Raw genomic sequence first — 13,770 nt, 5'->3', positions numbered from 1 at the left:
CCCTCAAGGAACGACACATGCGCGCAACAGCCGCGCGGGCCTTCGCCGTGCCCGCGCTCCTCCTCCTGCTCGCCGGTGCCGCGTGCGGCGCCGAGCCCGCCCTCGACACCCGGGCCGCCCCGGCCCCCGTCGTCGCGGGAAAGAAGATCAACCTCGGCCCGGACCAGAACCGGGTGCGCGCCGGGAAGGTCGCGGCCATCGCGGCCCAGGTGCCGAAAGACGTCGCCGCCGACGGCAAGCTCACCGTCGGCTTCAGCGCCGGCGGCGCGCCGCCGCTGGTCTCCCCGGCCACCGACGACACCACCCTGATCGGCGTCGAGACCGACCTCGCCCAGCTCGTGGCCGACGTGCTCGGCCTGGAATTCGCCCCGCGGTCCAGTTCGTGGGAGAACCTCTTCCTGGCCGCCAAGTCCGGCAAGTACGAGGTCGTCTTCAGCAACGTCACCGTCACCGAGGAACGCAAGGACACCTACGACTTCGCCACCTACCGGATCGACCAGCTCGGCTGGCAGGTGCCCGACACCAGCCCCATCACAGCGATCAAAGGGCCCGCCGACATCGCCGGCCTGCGCGTCTCGGTCGGCTCCGGCACCAACCAGGAGAAGATCCTGCTCGACTGGGACGAACAGAACCGCGCCGCCGGGCGTAAGCCCGTGGAGATCCTCTACTACGAGAAGTACGGCGACGTGCTGCTGGCACTCAAATCGGGCCGCGTGCAGGCGTACTTCGGCCCCAACCCCAACATCGCCTACAACATCGCCGTCAGCGGCGGCTCCAGGATCGCCGGCACCTTCTCCGGGGCCGGGCCCGACCTGCAGGGGCTCATCGCGGCCATGACGAAGAAGGACAACGGCCTGGTCAAGCCGCTCAACGAAGCGCTCAACACGGTCATCGCGAACGGCGAGTACAAGGAGGTGCTCGAACGCTGGGGGCTGGCCAACGAGGCCATCCCCGAGTCGAAGATCAACCCGCCCGGCCTGCCCCGGCAGGCGTCATGAGCGGGCTCATCGTGGACGTGCGGCTCGTGGGCGTGTCCGACCCCGCCGCCGCTCCGCTGCTGGAGGGCCTGCGGCTGGAGTACACCTCCAGGTACGGGGCGAACGACGAACTCGCCCGCTTCCCGGAGGCCGAGTTCGCGCCACCGCACGGCGCGTTCATCGTCCTGGCCCGCGACGGCGAGACCGTGGCCGGGGGCGCGTTCCGCCGCCACGACGAGACGACGGCCGAACTGAAACGCCTCTGGACGCACCCGGGCCACCGCCGGGCCGGGCTCGGCCGCCTCGTGGTGGGCGAACTGGAGCGCGAAGCCCGGGGCCGAGGCTACCGCCGGATCTACCTGACCACCGGGCCGCGCCAGCCCGAGGCCGTGGGCCTGTATCTGGCCAGCGGCTACGAGCCGCAGTTCGACCTCACCAACCGTCCCACCGAGGGCCCGCTGGCCTTCATCAAGAACCTGCGCCCACACACGAGCGAACGGAAGCTGCCATGACTGAGCTTGCCGAGGTCATCAGTAAGCAAGAAGGAGGCCTCATGACTGACACGCTGCCTGACCGCGCCGTCGGAGCCGAATCGTTTCGGCGGGCCCTGGCCGTGCACGCCAGCGGCGTCGTGGTGATCACCGCGCAGGCCGACGGCGTCCCCGTCGGCCTGACCGCCACGTCGTTCTCCTCGGTCAGTCTCGAACCGCCTCTGGTCTCCTTCTACGTGGACCGTTCCTCGGCGACCTGGCCCAGGCTCGGCGCCGCCGACCATTTCGCCGTCAACATCCTGGCCGGCGATCAGGCCGACCTGGCCGCCAGGTTCGCCCGCAAGGGGATCGACCGGTTCGCGCCGCCCACCCGCTGGCGGCCGGGGCCGCTGGGCGCGCCGCTGCTGCGGGACGTCTGCGCGCACCTGGTGTGCCTGCCGTACGAGCGGGCCGAGGTCGGCGACCACATCCTGGTCGTCGGGCTGGTCGCCGAGGTGGACACGCACGATTCCGCCCGGCCCCTGCTGTACCACCGAGGCCGCTTCGGCCGCTTCCTGGCCCACCCCGACTCCTGAGACCCCGGAGACCCCATGTCCCACAAGGTCCCGCCGGCCCCGCACGGGAGGCACCGATGACATCGCGCCGCCAGGTCCACCTGGCCGCCCACTTCCCGGGCGTGAACAACACCACGGTCTGGACCGACCCCCGCTCGGGCAGCCAGATCGACTTCGCCTCGTTCGCCCATCTGGCCAGGACGGCCGAGCGCGGCAGGTTCGACTTCTTCTTCCTGGCAGAGGGGCTGCGGCTGCGCGAGCTGAAGGGCCGCATCCACGACCTGGACGTGCTGGGCAGGCCCGAGGCGCTCACCGTGCTCAGCGCGCTGGCGGCCGTGACGGACCGCCTCGGCCTGGCCGGCACGGTCAACGCGACCTTCAACGAGCCGTACGAGCTGGCCAGGCGCCTGTCCACGCTGGACCACCTGAGCGACGGCAGGGCCGCCTGGAACGTGGTGACCACCTCCGACGCCTTCACCGGCGAGAACTTCCGCCGAGGCGGCTACCTCGACCGCGCCGACCGGTACGAGCGGGCCGCCGAGTTCGTCCGCCTGTCACGCGAGTTGTGGGACTCCTGGAAACCCGACGCGATCCTCGCCTACCAGAGCGAGGGCCGCTTCCTGCGACAGGACGCCATCGGCGCGGTCGAGCACCGGGGAACACACTTCTCGATCGAGGGCCGCTTCACGCTGCCCCGCAGCCCTCAGGGGCGCCCGGTCATCATCCAGGCGGGCGACTCCGGCGAGGGCAGGGAGTTCGCCGCCGCCCACGCCGATGTGATCTTCACCGGTCACGGCTCGCTGGAGGACGGCAAACGTTTCTACGCCGACGTCAAGGGCCGCCTGGCCAAGTACGGCCGCGAACCGCACCAGCTCAAGATCATGCCCGGCGTGACGTTCGCGCTCGGAGACACCGAGGAGGAGGCCGCGGAGAACGCCGCCGCCATCCGCCGCCACCAGGTCGGCCCGCAGACCGCCATCGCGTTCCTGGAGCAGGTGTGGGGTCGTGACATGTCAGCCTACGACCCGGACGGCCCGCTGCCCGACGTCGGTCCCGACCTGTCGGAAGGCGTCTCCCAGGGCCGGGTGGCGATCAAGGACCGCGGCGCCGTGGCCGCCAAATGGCGGGCCATGGCCGAGGAGAAGAACCTGACGATCCGCGAGCTGGTCATCGAGGTCACCGGACGGCAGACGTTCATCGGCACGCCGCGGACCGTGGCGCGGCTGATCGACGAGCACGTGCGGGAGGAGGCCGCCGACGGGTTCATCCTCGTCCCGCATCTGACGCCCGGCGGGCTGGACGAGTTCGTGGACCGGGTGGTGCCGCTGCTGCAGGAGCGCGGCGTCTTCCGTACCGACTACACCGGCGCCACCCTGCGCGAACACCTGGAGCTGTCATGACGTTGCACCTGGCCGTGGCGCTGGACGGCGCGGGCTGGCACCCCGCGGCCTGGCGCGAGCCGAACGCCGCGCCGCGGGCCCTGTTCTCGGCCCGCTACTGGGCCGGGCTGGTCGCCGAGGCCGAGCGGGGGCTGCTGGACTTCGTCACCATCGAGGACGCCTTCGGCCTGCAGTCCACCCTGCCCGACGGCCCCGACGAGCGTACCGACCAGGTGCGGGGCCGGTTCGACGCCGTGCTGCTGGCCGCCCGGCTGGCCCCGCTCACCAGCAGGATCGGGCTGGTGCCGACCGCCACCACCACCCACACCGAGCCGTTCCACGTGGCCATCGGCATCGCCACGCTCGACCACGTCAGCGGCGGGCGCGCGGGCTGGCGGCCGCAGATCTCCGGACGGGCCTCGCAGGCGCGGCACTTCGGCCGCCGGGCGTTCCCGTCACTGGAGCAACTGCTCAACCGGCCAGGCGGCGCGGACCTGTCCGCCGATCCGCACGTGCGCGACCTGTTCGCCGAGGCAGCCGACGCGGTGGAGGTGGCACGGCGGCTCTGGGACAGTTGGGAGGACGACGCCGAGATCCGCGACGTGGCCACCGGCAGGTTCATCGATCGGGACAAACTCCACTACATCAACTTCGATGGGCGGTTCTTCTCCGTCAAGGGGCCCTCCATCACGCCGAGGTCGCCGCAGGGGCAGCCGGTGGTGGCGGCGCTGGCGCACGCGCGGCTGCCCTACGAGTTCGCGGCGAGCAGCGCCGACGTCGTGTTCGTCACCCCGCACTCGGCCGACGAGGCGCGCGCCATCGTGACCGAGATCAGAGAGCTGTCCGGGAACGTCAAGATCTTCGCCGACCTCGTCGTGTTCCTGGGCGAGGACGCGGCCCGGCGCAAGGCGCGTCTCGACGAGCTGGACGGGGCCGAGCTCGCCTCCGACGCCGCGATCTTCACCGGGCACGTCAGGGAGCTGGCCGAGCTGCTGCTGCGGTGGCGGGAGGCCGGAATCCAGGGGTTCCGGCTGCGTCCCGGGGTGGTGCCGGACGACCTGTGGCAGATCGCCTCGGGGCTGACGGCCGAGCTGCGGGCGCGGGCGGCGTTCAGGAGCAGGTACGAGGCGGACACGCTCCGGGGGCTGCTCGGCCTGCCGCGCCCGGCCGGCCGATACGCGGAGGCACGATGAAATTCCTGGCCATCACCCTGATCACGCACACCGACGGAAGATCGGCGACCGAGCGGTTCCGCGAGGTCGTCGAGAACGCGGTGCTGGCCGAGGAACTGGGCTTCGACGGGTTCGGGGTGGGGGAGCGGCACGAGCGGCCCTTCATCTCCTCCTCGCCGCCGGTCGTGCTCAGCCACATCGCGGCCAGGACGTCCAGGATCCGGCTGTTCACCGCGGTGACCACGCTGAGCCTGCTGGACCCGGTGCGGGCGTTTGAGGACTACGCCACGCTCGACCACCTGTCGGACGGCCGGCTGGAGCTGATCATCGGCAAGGGCAACGGCGCCGCGCAGGCCAAGCTGTTCCACGTCACCGCCGAGGACCAGTGGGACAGGAACCACGAGTCCTACGAGCTGTTCCGCCGCCTGTGGCGGGAGGACAAGGTCACCTGGCAGGGCCGGTTCCGTCCCGCGCTCGTCGAGGCCGAGACCTGGCCGCGCCCGCTGCAGCGACCGATCCGCGTCTGGCACGGCAGCGCCACCAGCAAGGAGTCGGTCGACCTGGCCGCCCGCTACGGCGACCCGCTGTTCTCCGCGAACGTCTCCCACCCCATCGACCCCTACGCCGAGCTGATCGACCACTACAGGCAACGCTGGGCCTTCTACGGGCACGACCCGGCCGACGCCCTGGTGGGAGCCGGGACGGCCGGCTACTACGCGGCCCGCGCCTCCCAGGAGGCGATCGCCGTGTACCGGCCGATCTACGACGCCCGCGTGGCGCTGCAACGCCGGCTCGGCCTGCCGATCGTCTTCCCGACCCTGGAGGAGGCCATCGAGCGCAGCTCCATCCTGGTCGGCAGCCCACAGCAGATCATCGACAAGGTGCTGCGCTACCACAAGCGGTTCGGGCACGAGGTCATGCACCTGCACGCCGACGCCGACGGGCTCACCCACAAGCAGCACCGCGACGCGCTGGAGCTGTTCCAGGCCGAGATCGCGCCCGTGCTGCGCGCCGAGATCCCCAGCAGGCCGTTCCCCGGAGGTGCCGCGTGACTCTGTCCATCCTCGACCTCGCCCCGATCGTGTCGGGCGGCACCGCCGCGGACGCGCTGCGCAACACCCTCGACCTCGCCCAGAGGGCCGAGCGGCTCGGCTACCGCCGCTACTGGGTGGCCGAGCACCACTTCGCGCCCGGCGTGGCGAGCGCGGCCCCGGCCGTGCTGATCGCGCTCATCGCGGCGGCCACCGCCACGATCCGGGTCGGGTCGGGGGCCGTGCAGCTCGGCCACCAGACGCCGCTGGCCGTGGTCGAGCAGTTCGGGCTCATCGACGCGCTGCACCCGGGGCGCATCGACCTGGGCATCGGCCGCTCGGGACAGCGCCGCGCCGAACTGGCCGCGGGGCCAGCGCCCGCAGAGCCTGCGGCGGCCAGAACGGTCGACGGGCTGCTCATCCCGTCGCCGTTCGACTTCTCCAAGCTCGCCGGCCACCCGCACCTCGTCCACTACGCGACACTGCTCCAGCAGCCCGGCGCCCGGACGCCGGACTTCGCCGACCAGATCGACGACGTGCTCGCCTTCCTCGACGGCGGCCACGAGGCGCACGCCGTCCCCGGCGAGGGCGCGGACGTGCAGGTGTGGATCCTGGGCAGCAGCGGCGGGCAGAGCGCCCGCGTCGCCGGGGAGCGCGGGCTGCCCTTCGCCGCCAACTACCACGTCAGCCCGGCCGGCGTGCTGGAGGCCGTCGGGGCCTACCGGGAGGCGTTCAAGCCCTCCGGCACCCTGGAGGAACCGTACGTGATCGTCTCGGCGGACGCGGTCGTGGCCGCCGACGAGTCTGCGGCGCGCGAACTGGCCGAAGGGTACGGCCTGTGGGTGCGCAGCATCAGGACGGGCGCGGGCGCCATGCCCTACCCCACTCCGGACGAGGCCCGCGCGCACGTCTGGACCGACGCCGACAGGGAGCTGGTCAAGGACCGGATCGACACCCGGTTCGTCGGCTCGCCCGAGCAGGTGGCCGAGGGGCTGCGCGTGCTGCGCCGCGTGACCGGGGCCGACGAACTGCTCGTCACCACCATCACCCACCGGCACGACGACCGCGTGCGCTCCTACGAGCTGCTCGCCGGGGCCTGGAACCGCCCGTGAAACGCCTGATTCCCGCCCTGCTGCCGGCCCTGGCCGCGTGCGGCGCGCAACCCGCCCCGAACGCCCAGGCCGCGGCCCTGACCTGGGCGATCGAGACGCAGCCGATCACCATGAACCCGCAGCTGTGGTCGCAGAACAAGGTCACCGGGGCCTGGCTGCACGCGGCGGCCTGAGCGTCGCCGAGACGGCCGCCCGGTGGTCAGCCGCGCAGCAGGGGGAGAAGCTGGTCGCCCTGACGCTTGATCTCAGGAAGGTAAGGGGTGTCGGACAGGACGAAGTGGGTGATGCCGAGTGCCTGGTATTTGCGCAGCGACTTGGCCACGTCCTCGGCCGAGCCGACCAGCCAGGTGGTGCCCGCACCGCCCCCGCCGACCTTGCCGGGCGCGGTGTAGAGGTTGTCGTCGAGGACGTCGCCGCGTGCGGTCAGGTCGAGGAGCCGCTGCTGGCCGACGGCGGTGAACCGGTTCGGGTCGCGCTGGATGCCGCCGTCCGCCATCTGGGCGACCTTGGCCTCGGCGTCGGCCCAGGCCTGTTCGGCGGTGTCGCGTACCAGGGTGGTGACCCGCAGCCCGAACTGCAGCGGAGGGTGCTCGCGTCCGAGCTGCTCGCTGAGCTTCCTGAGCCGGTCGATCCGCTGGGCGACGTCGTCCAGCGGCTCGCCCCAGAAGAGCTGGACGTCGGCCTCGGCGGCGGCCACCTTCTCGGCGGCTTCGGAGGCGCCGCCGAAGTAGAGCAGGGGATGCTCGCGTCCGCCGCGAACGGCCGGGGGCGGCGCGACGGTGGAGTGGGTGACGCTGAAGTGCTCGCCGTGGTAGGTGACGTTCTCCTGGGTCCACAGCCTGCGGACGATCTGGATGAACTCCCTGGTACGGGCGTAGCGGTGGGCCTGGTCGCCTTCGCTGTCGCCGTAGGCCGCCAGGTTGTCCTTGCCCGACACGATGTTGATCAGCACCCGTCCGCCGGTGAGGTGGTCCAGGGTCGCGGCGGCGGAGGCGAACTTGGCCGGATGCCAGTAGCCGGGCCGGACCGCGATCAGCGGCTGGAACGTCGTCGTCCGCGCGGCCAGTGCGGTGGCGAGTGTGAAGGTGTCGGGCCGTCCCCAGCCGGTGCCGATGAGCGCTCCGCTCCATCCGTGTTCCTCGAGGGCCTTGGCGTGGGTGGTGAGGGTTTCCAGGCTGTTGTGATCCTCGACGACGTCGTCGCCGCGGTGTCCGGGCTGCGCCTGGTTCGGGATGTACCAGAGGAGCTGGGGGCTCATCAGCGGGCCTTCCTGTAAAACCTATTCTTCATGTAGGTAAAGTATAAATTCCTCTCGCCGGGACGCAAGGAGCGCCGACGCCCGGCCGGGTGCGCATGACGTCGGGATCGGTGTGGGCGCGCGGCCGGGCGGGGGATGCCCGGCCGCTGAGGCGGCAGCGCGCTGTCGCGGGTTCAGCAGTAACGGGCGGGCGCGATGCGATCCATCACGCCGCCGAACCGGCCACGGTAGTTGGAGCTGTAATCGCCCTTGGACGCCAGGCGCTTGGCGCGCCACTTCCACTCGGAGTCGGCGGTGTCGACGAAGCAGGCCCCGCTCGTGGCCACGAACGACCCGACCTTGTCGGCGTGGGTGCCGCCGATGAACTTGTTGCCGTTGGCCTCCCACCACGTGAAGACGGCGCCGGTGTAGTTCGCGCCGGTCCACAGGCACACGTGGGCGTGGCACGCGGGAGCGGCGGCTTGGGCCGGTGCGGCCGGCAACGCGACCACACCGGCCGCGAGCACCGGTGCTACCAGCAGGTTGAGGGACCTCATGGAACTCCTTTCGCTGACGGCTTGGGACACTCGCATGGTATACGCGATGTAATCGCATGCCTACAAGGAGTTAGACTCTTCTTGCTCCGCGGCGGGCCGCTCGCGCATACGCGCCGGCTGCGGCCGGACCTTCGTGAAAGGGGCGACCGGGGCTCAGGTACCGGTCGCGCCCTGGGCGACGTCCCGGGCGCGAGCGGACGCGTTTCGGGCGGCCAACTCGTCGTAGCGTTCGAGCTGCCGGCTGACGGGCATGTCGAAGCGAGCGTCGCGCCAGGTCGGGACATGCTCAGGCGTGGTCATGGCGGCTTCTCCAGGGAGGGGACGATTCACCACTCTAACGATCATTCCCACTCCTGAGGACGGAGGCGGCCCGGCGGCTTTTTGTCGGCGGTGATCTTTACTGTGTGCGCCATGACGACTGCCGTAGCGGCGCACAGCCGCGCCTGCCTGTTCACCCCCCGCCCACGCGTCCACCGGCACGACGCCATCGCGGAGGCGGGCGCATGAGCGGATGGGACAGCGTGGGGGAGGCAGTCGGCGCGGGTGACGCCGCGCGGATGGCCGAGGAGGTGTTACGGCTGGACACGGCCGAGCGCCGGGAGGTGGCCAGCCTGCTGCCCCGCCACATCGGCCCGGCCAGGCAGGCCGCGCACGCGCGCTTCGACCGCCTGCAGGAGCAGGCTGCGGCGGAGACCGAGCGGGTCAGGACGGAAATCGTCGCAGCAAGGGTGGCAGGCGGCCTCTCCGAACAGGAGGCGAACCACGCGTGGTGGAGGTGGGGCACGCCCGGCCTCCCCTCTGTCGACTGGCGAATGCGCGAGAACTGGATCGCGCCGATGCGAGTCGCGGGTGCGGGCACGCTGGGCGGCGCGGCGGCCGTGGCCGCCTGGATCTTCCGTCGCGACTTCTCCGGCTGGGACCAGAGCCTTCCCCTTGAGCCGCTGCTGCGGGTCATCACCGCGCGCCCGGCCCCATGGCAGGCCGACCTTGCCGTACGCCTGGCCGCACGTCTGCGCGGCACCCGGCAGCAGCAGGAGGACGGCACCGTGGAGCTGACACTGGAGTTGCTGCGCCGCACCGGCGCCCAGCCCCCCGACCATGAGCCGCTCGTGGCGGCCTGGGCGTCCACCCCGCCAGACCTCGAGAACGACCCGCTGGCGCAGCACCTGATCCCGAGGCTCTTCGAGGCCGAAGGCGTGGGCCGGGCGCTACGCGACGACCGGGGCGAGGAGCGAGAGGGCCGGCGGTCGTGGCTGCGCGCTCTGCGCGAGCTGGCCGACGCGGGACGGATCGAGCGGGAGATGCTGGTGGACGGCTGCCTGCGCCGGTTCCTGCGCGGCGGCACCGCCACCGACCTGCGGTTCTTCGTCCGCCTGCACGACCTGCTCGACCCTGTGCGCAGCCCTGAACGCACCCGCGATTACCTGAGGCTGCTGCCCGCCGCTCCTGGACCGGTCGCCGAGCTGGCCCTGCGCCGGCTGCGCGGCCCCGGCGCCTCCGGGGTCGCGCTGAGCGGCGAGGAGGTCAAGGAGGCGGTGGAGGCGCTGCTGTTCCGCTCCGAGAGCAAGCTCGTTCGTGCCGGCCTCACCCTGCTCCAGCAGGCCGCCCGCGAGGCCGGCGACGATCTCGACCCGCTGGCGCCGGCGCTCGCCTCGGCGTTCCTGTGCGAGTCCTACGAGGTCAAGGAGCGGTCGGTCCGCCTGGCCGTCAAGTACGCGGGACGGCTCACGCCCGTCGGCGCCGAGACGGTGGGAGAGGCGGCGGGCCTCCTGCCCCCGGAGCTGGCGGCCCTCCTGGCTCAGGCGTACGGCGCGGCGGACACCGTGGCCGAGCCGGCCGACGATTTCGAGGCCGTCGAGCTACCGGCGTTCGAGGCGCCCGGCCGTAGCCCGTTCCCCGAGGCATTGGAGAACCTCGCCGGCACCTTCGACCAGCTGTACGAGGAGTGCTCCTTCGACCGCTGGCTCGACGGTTTCGTCCGCTACCCGCAGGCCAGGAAGGCCCCGATCCATCCGACGGATCTGTACGCCTACCGCGAGTGGCACAATCTCGCACACTGGACCGAGGCGCTGCTGCGCGAGGCCGCCGACCCGGGCAGGGAGCCGTCCGTCGCCCACCATGAGGCCCCGGCCGGGCAACGTCCCGGCCTGCTGATGCGCGTACGAGAAGGTCTCACGGAGAGCCTGGCCGGGCTGGGCCTGACCCTCACCGACGCCGAGCACGGTCCGCCGCGGGAAGGGGCGCGACTGTTCCTGACGCACGAGCCGAGCCCTCAGGAGGGCGGGCCGCACGAGCGGCTGCCCGCCCGGTCGCGGGTCGCGCCGTTGCACTGGCTCATGCTCCTGCGCTGCGCCGAGATCCACGCCGCGCTGAAGGAGGGGACGCTGCCTGCCTACCTCCTGGCCACCCCGACCCACATCTCCGGCCACATCGACCCCGCCGAACTGGTCGCCCGGATCGAGGGTTACGAGCGAGCAGGCGTCCGGCCCCTGCCCGCCGACCTGGCGCAGGCCCTGCTGCGCCTGCCGCGCGAGGTGGACTCCGACGTGGTGGCGCGCGCCGCCCGGCTGGCCTCCACCTGCGAGGCGGGCGTGGCGTTGAAGGGCTGGCTGCGGCGGCGGCCCGAGCCCGAGACCCACGTGGAATGGCCGCGGGCCGACACCCCTTCCGGGGCTCGCGCCGGACGGCCGGTGCTCTGGCCGCGCCCGCGCGTCCGGCTGGAACCGATGGGCATCCCGGTGCTGGACACGCTGATGGCCGACCTGTCCCGCGTGGACATCCGTGGCTTCGGAGGCTACTGGCCGGCGTGGCGGCTGATGCTGCCCTCCGACCGGGAAGTGGTGGCCATGCTGTTTCTTGCTGAGCTGTTCCCGGGCAGAAACCTTGGCCACCTTGAGCAGTACGTGGCTCCGCTCTGCCATCAGGACGGCCCCGTGGGCGAGGGGATGGCGCTGCTGCTCGGCATGCTGGCGTCCGTGCGCGACTGGAATGAGGAACGCTGCAGGGAGCTGCTGTTGCGGGCGGCCGCCACCGGATGTCTGCCCGCCGGGGAGTGCGGCCGGCAGCTGGGCCTGTGCCTGCGCACGGTCGGGATCACCATGAGCCAGGTGAGCTCGGCGCTGGAGTACTGCGCGCGCAGGGGCGCGCACCGGGAGGTGTGGGAGATCATGAGCGGTCTGCTGCCGGTGTTCCTGCCGGAGCCGGGAGAGCGCGCCACCAGCGCGCACACGCGGGCGCTGGAGTTCGCCGCCGAGGCCGCGCGCTGGGCCGGTGCGCGCGGCACGATCCCGCAGGTCGCGGGGATCGCCGCGCGCAAGGGGTCGAGCGGGCTCATCCGCGCGGCCCGCCGCCTGCACGAACATCTCGACCGGGCGTGAGCGGGCCCCGTGCTCGGAAATCGGCGTCAGCGTCGGCGCCGAAGCCGTTCCCGCAGGCGGCTCACGGCCTGCCGACAGGAACGTCTGGCGGTGAAGCCGGCAGCGTCGAGCACGGCGTCAAGCAGGGTGAGCAGCATGGCCGCGCCTCCCACGAGCCCAGCGGCCAGGAAACCCTCGGCGGGGGCGCCGGCCTTGGCCGGGCGGGGGGAGATTCGCCCGGTCGGATCCCAGCTGACCGCGATGACGGCGCCCGCCTTCGCCACGGAGGTGTCGGTCGTCATCGAGTCAGGACGGGCCTGCGGGCAGGCCAGCCGGTACTCGTAGGAGGTCTCGGTGCGCGTGGAGGTCCACGTACTGCCCGGGTCGCCGGGCGAGGTCCCGGGCAGATGGTGGGTTTCGGTGACGGTTCGTTGCCGCGGGATCTCCTGCCGCACCAGGCAGTCGCTCACCTTGCCGTGCTCGGCCAGCGCCTGCTCCGCCACGGCCTCGTGGGCCATGTTGAGGCAGAAGACCAGCGCCACGGCCAGCGCCAGGCTCAGCAACGCCCTGGTGCAGCTGAAGAACGCCACGGCGATCAGCGCCAGCGTCACGACGCAGCCGATGATCCACAGCACCACGCTGACCCAGCCCTTGGGACCGTAGGCGTTGAGGTAGGCCCACCCGAAGGCCGCCGCGATGGCCAGCACGACCGGCCCCAGGCGCCACAGGACGCTTTTCAAGCCCACGGAGCGTGTCACTCTGCGGTCGTTTCCCGTCACGCTCGCAACGTAAACCCATTCCGCCGGAGCGGTTGAGGCCCTTTGATCGGGGTACTGGCGTTACCTCCTTCACACCCGTCACCTTGCATACCCTGGGGTTATGGGCAAGATTGACCACCGCGCCGAGGTCCGCGAATTCCTCAGCTCGCGGCGGGCACGCATCACCCCTGAGCAGGCCGGGCTACCCGTCTACGGCGGCAACCGCCGCGTTCAGGGGCTGCGGAGGGAGGAGGTCGCGATGCTCGCGGGCGTCTCCATCGACTACTACGTCCGCATGGAGCGGGGGAACCTCTCCGGCGCCTCCGACAGCGTGCTGGACGCCCTGGCCCGCGCCCTGCGGCTGGACGAGGCCGAGCGTGATCACCTGTTCTCCCTGGCCAGGACCGCCGGCCAGGGCCCTCGCCGGCGCCGTACGCCTGCGACCAGCGTGCGGCCCGCGATCCAGCAGGTGCTCGACGCCATCACCGACGCGCCGGCCTGGGTGCGCAACGCCCGCCACGACATCGTGGCGATGAACCGCCTCGCCCGCGCCCTCTACGCCCCGGTGCTCGCCGACCCCCGCCGCCCGGCGAACACCACCCGGTTCCTCTATCTCGACCCGGCCGCGCGCGAGTTCTTCGTCGACTGGGACCGGATCGCCAACGACGCCGCCGCCATGCTCCGGCTCGAAGCGGGCCACAACCCGCACGACCGGGCGCTGATCGAGCTGGTCGGCGAGCTCTCGACGCAGAGCGAGATCTTCCGGCAGCGCTGGGCCTCCCACGACGTGCAGTTCCACCGCAGCGGCCAGAAAAGGCTGCGCCACCCGGTCGTCGGCCAGCTCGACCTGAACTTCGAGTCTATGGAACTGCCCTCCGAGCCCGGCCTGACCCTCAACGTCTACACCGCCGCCCCCGGCAGCCCCACAGCCGACGGGCTGAAGATGCTCGCGAGCTGGGCGGCCACCCAGGACCTCGCCGAGGCGCAGGCGAACCCGGACCAGACCTGACCCCCGCAGGGGGGTTCTGCCATTACCTGTAACAGCAGGCCCTGCCATGCCTCCGAGCAGGCGTATTGGATGGAAGGCGCCCACGGTGACGTGGTGACCACGCCCTTCCTACGGGTGCCTGGACCGGGTCTGCCGGT

General features: G+C 71.9%; 14 protein-coding genes. 10 read left to right on the top strand and 4 right to left on the bottom strand.

All coding sequences use genetic code 11. The features are described from left to right. The first annotated feature begins 17 nt into the window (after positions 1-17). From ACFOY2_RS06750 to ACFOY2_RS06715, 8 genes are read left to right on the top strand one after another with little or no spacing between them, the layout of a single operon-like run. Positions 18-998 (top strand): ABC transporter substrate-binding protein, encoded by a 981-nt coding sequence (locus ACFOY2_RS06750; protein WP_379527059.1) that lies wholly within the window; start codon positions 18-20, stop codon positions 996-998. Beyond that, entirely contained in the window at positions 995-1,489 is a 495-nt protein-coding gene (locus tag ACFOY2_RS06745; protein ID WP_379527058.1) for a GNAT family N-acetyltransferase, read from the top strand. Before ACFOY2_RS06750 ends, ACFOY2_RS06745 begins: the two co-directional genes overlap by 4 nt. A gap of 41 nt (positions 1,490-1,530) precedes the next feature. After that, on the top strand, positions 1,531-2,043 hold the full coding sequence (locus ACFOY2_RS06740; RefSeq protein WP_379527057.1) for a flavin reductase family protein: 513 nt from the start codon (positions 1,531-1,533) through the stop codon (positions 2,041-2,043). A gap of 56 nt (positions 2,044-2,099) precedes the next feature. Next, the gene (locus ACFOY2_RS06735) at positions 2,100-3,422 is read left to right on the top strand and encodes an NtaA/DmoA family FMN-dependent monooxygenase (RefSeq protein WP_379527056.1); all 1,323 of its coding nucleotides are present in this window, start codon (positions 2,100-2,102) and stop codon (positions 3,420-3,422) included. Next, entirely contained in the window at positions 3,419-4,594 is a 1,176-nt protein-coding gene (locus ACFOY2_RS06730; protein WP_379527055.1) for an LLM class flavin-dependent oxidoreductase, read from the top strand. Before ACFOY2_RS06735 ends, ACFOY2_RS06730 begins: the two co-directional genes overlap by 4 nt. Continuing rightward, on the top strand, positions 4,591-5,625 hold the full coding sequence (locus ACFOY2_RS06725; protein WP_379527054.1) for an LLM class flavin-dependent oxidoreductase: 1,035 nt from the start codon (positions 4,591-4,593) through the stop codon (positions 5,623-5,625). The genes ACFOY2_RS06730 and ACFOY2_RS06725 overlap by 4 nt, the downstream gene beginning before the upstream one ends. Further along, positions 5,622-6,716: an MsnO8 family LLM class oxidoreductase gene (locus tag ACFOY2_RS06720; RefSeq protein WP_379527053.1), complete on the top strand. Its 1,095-nt coding sequence runs from the start codon at positions 5,622-5,624 to the stop codon at positions 6,714-6,716. Before ACFOY2_RS06725 ends, ACFOY2_RS06720 begins: the two co-directional genes overlap by 4 nt. Further along, a complete protein-coding gene (locus tag ACFOY2_RS06715) occupies positions 6,713-6,889 on the top strand; it encodes a hypothetical protein (protein ID WP_379527052.1) in 177 nt (58 codons plus the stop codon). The genes ACFOY2_RS06720 and ACFOY2_RS06715 overlap by 4 nt, the downstream gene beginning before the upstream one ends. 26 nt (positions 6,890-6,915) lie before the next feature. Here the strand turns inward: ACFOY2_RS06715 and ACFOY2_RS06710 are convergent, their stop codons facing one another. The 3 genes from ACFOY2_RS06710 to ACFOY2_RS06700 all read right to left on the bottom strand — a co-directional run bounded on the left by ACFOY2_RS06710 (position 6,916) and on the right by ACFOY2_RS06700 (position 8,810). Further along, positions 6,916-7,974 carry an LLM class flavin-dependent oxidoreductase gene (locus tag ACFOY2_RS06710; protein ID WP_379527051.1) on the bottom strand — a complete coding sequence of 353 codons (1,059 nt, stop codon included), beginning with the start codon at positions 7,972-7,974 and terminating at the stop codon, positions 6,916-6,918. A gap of 173 nt (positions 7,975-8,147) precedes the next feature. Continuing rightward, positions 8,148-8,510 (bottom strand): peptidase inhibitor family I36 protein, encoded by a 363-nt coding sequence (locus ACFOY2_RS06705; RefSeq protein WP_379527050.1) that lies wholly within the window; start codon positions 8,508-8,510, stop codon positions 8,148-8,150. 153 nt (positions 8,511-8,663) lie between these two features. Further along, positions 8,664-8,810, bottom strand: a complete 147-nt coding sequence (locus tag ACFOY2_RS06700) for a hypothetical protein (protein WP_379527049.1) — start codon at positions 8,808-8,810, stop codon at positions 8,664-8,666. 203 nt (positions 8,811-9,013) lie between these two features. On the opposite strand from ACFOY2_RS06700, the gene ACFOY2_RS06695 reads away from it, so the two are divergent. After that, positions 9,014-11,887, top strand: a complete 2,874-nt coding sequence (locus ACFOY2_RS06695) for a DUF7824 domain-containing protein (protein WP_379527048.1) — start codon at positions 9,014-9,016, stop codon at positions 11,885-11,887. A gap of 26 nt (positions 11,888-11,913) precedes the next feature. Here the strand turns inward: ACFOY2_RS06695 and ACFOY2_RS06690 are convergent, their stop codons facing one another. Next, a complete protein-coding gene (locus ACFOY2_RS06690; protein ID WP_379527047.1) occupies positions 11,914-12,606 on the bottom strand; it encodes a hypothetical protein in 693 nt (230 codons plus the stop codon). 139 nt (positions 12,607-12,745) lie between these two features. On the opposite strand from ACFOY2_RS06690, the gene ACFOY2_RS06685 reads away from it, so the two are divergent. Then, positions 12,746-13,633, top strand: coding sequence for a helix-turn-helix transcriptional regulator (locus ACFOY2_RS06685; protein WP_379527046.1), 888 nt, complete (start codon positions 12,746-12,748; stop codon positions 13,631-13,633). Positions 13,634-13,770 lie beyond the last annotated feature (137 nt).

It is taken from the genome of Nonomuraea purpurea, from assembly GCF_042650645.1.
GTDB classification, from domain to species: domain Bacteria; phylum Actinomycetota; class Actinomycetes; order Streptosporangiales; family Streptosporangiaceae; genus Nonomuraea; species Nonomuraea purpurea.
The sequence above is the reverse complement of the archived record's forward strand: the minus strand, read 5'-3'. Positions and strand labels throughout refer to the sequence as shown.

What these genes read in the sequence shown, in the direction of transcription:
- ACFOY2_RS06710 (WP_379527051.1), bottom strand. Translation starts at nt 7,974, where the DNA reads ATGAGCCCCCAGCTCCTCTGGTACATCCCGAACCAGGCGCAGCCCGGA.
- ACFOY2_RS06700 (WP_379527049.1), bottom strand. Translation starts at nt 8,810, where the DNA reads ATGACCACGCCTGAGCATGTCCCGACCTGGCGCGACGCTCGCTTCGAC.
- ACFOY2_RS06740 (WP_379527057.1), top strand. Translation starts at nt 1,531, where the DNA reads ATGACTGACACGCTGCCTGACCGCGCCGTCGGAGCCGAATCGTTTCGG.
- ACFOY2_RS06705 (WP_379527050.1), bottom strand. Translation starts at nt 8,510, where the DNA reads ATGAGGTCCCTCAACCTGCTGGTAGCACCGGTGCTCGCGGCCGGTGTG.
- ACFOY2_RS06735 (WP_379527056.1), top strand. Translation starts at nt 2,100, where the DNA reads ATGACATCGCGCCGCCAGGTCCACCTGGCCGCCCACTTCCCGGGCGTG.
- ACFOY2_RS06695 (WP_379527048.1), top strand. Translation starts at nt 9,014, where the DNA reads ATGAGCGGATGGGACAGCGTGGGGGAGGCAGTCGGCGCGGGTGACGCC.
- ACFOY2_RS06750 (WP_379527059.1), top strand. Translation starts at nt 18, where the DNA reads ATGCGCGCAACAGCCGCGCGGGCCTTCGCCGTGCCCGCGCTCCTCCTC.
- ACFOY2_RS06730 (WP_379527055.1), top strand. Translation starts at nt 3,419, where the DNA reads ATGACGTTGCACCTGGCCGTGGCGCTGGACGGCGCGGGCTGGCACCCC.
- ACFOY2_RS06745 (WP_379527058.1), top strand. Translation starts at nt 995, where the DNA reads ATGAGCGGGCTCATCGTGGACGTGCGGCTCGTGGGCGTGTCCGACCCC.
- ACFOY2_RS06725 (WP_379527054.1), top strand. Translation starts at nt 4,591, where the DNA reads ATGAAATTCCTGGCCATCACCCTGATCACGCACACCGACGGAAGATCG.
- ACFOY2_RS06685 (WP_379527046.1), top strand. Translation starts at nt 12,746, where the DNA reads ATGGGCAAGATTGACCACCGCGCCGAGGTCCGCGAATTCCTCAGCTCG.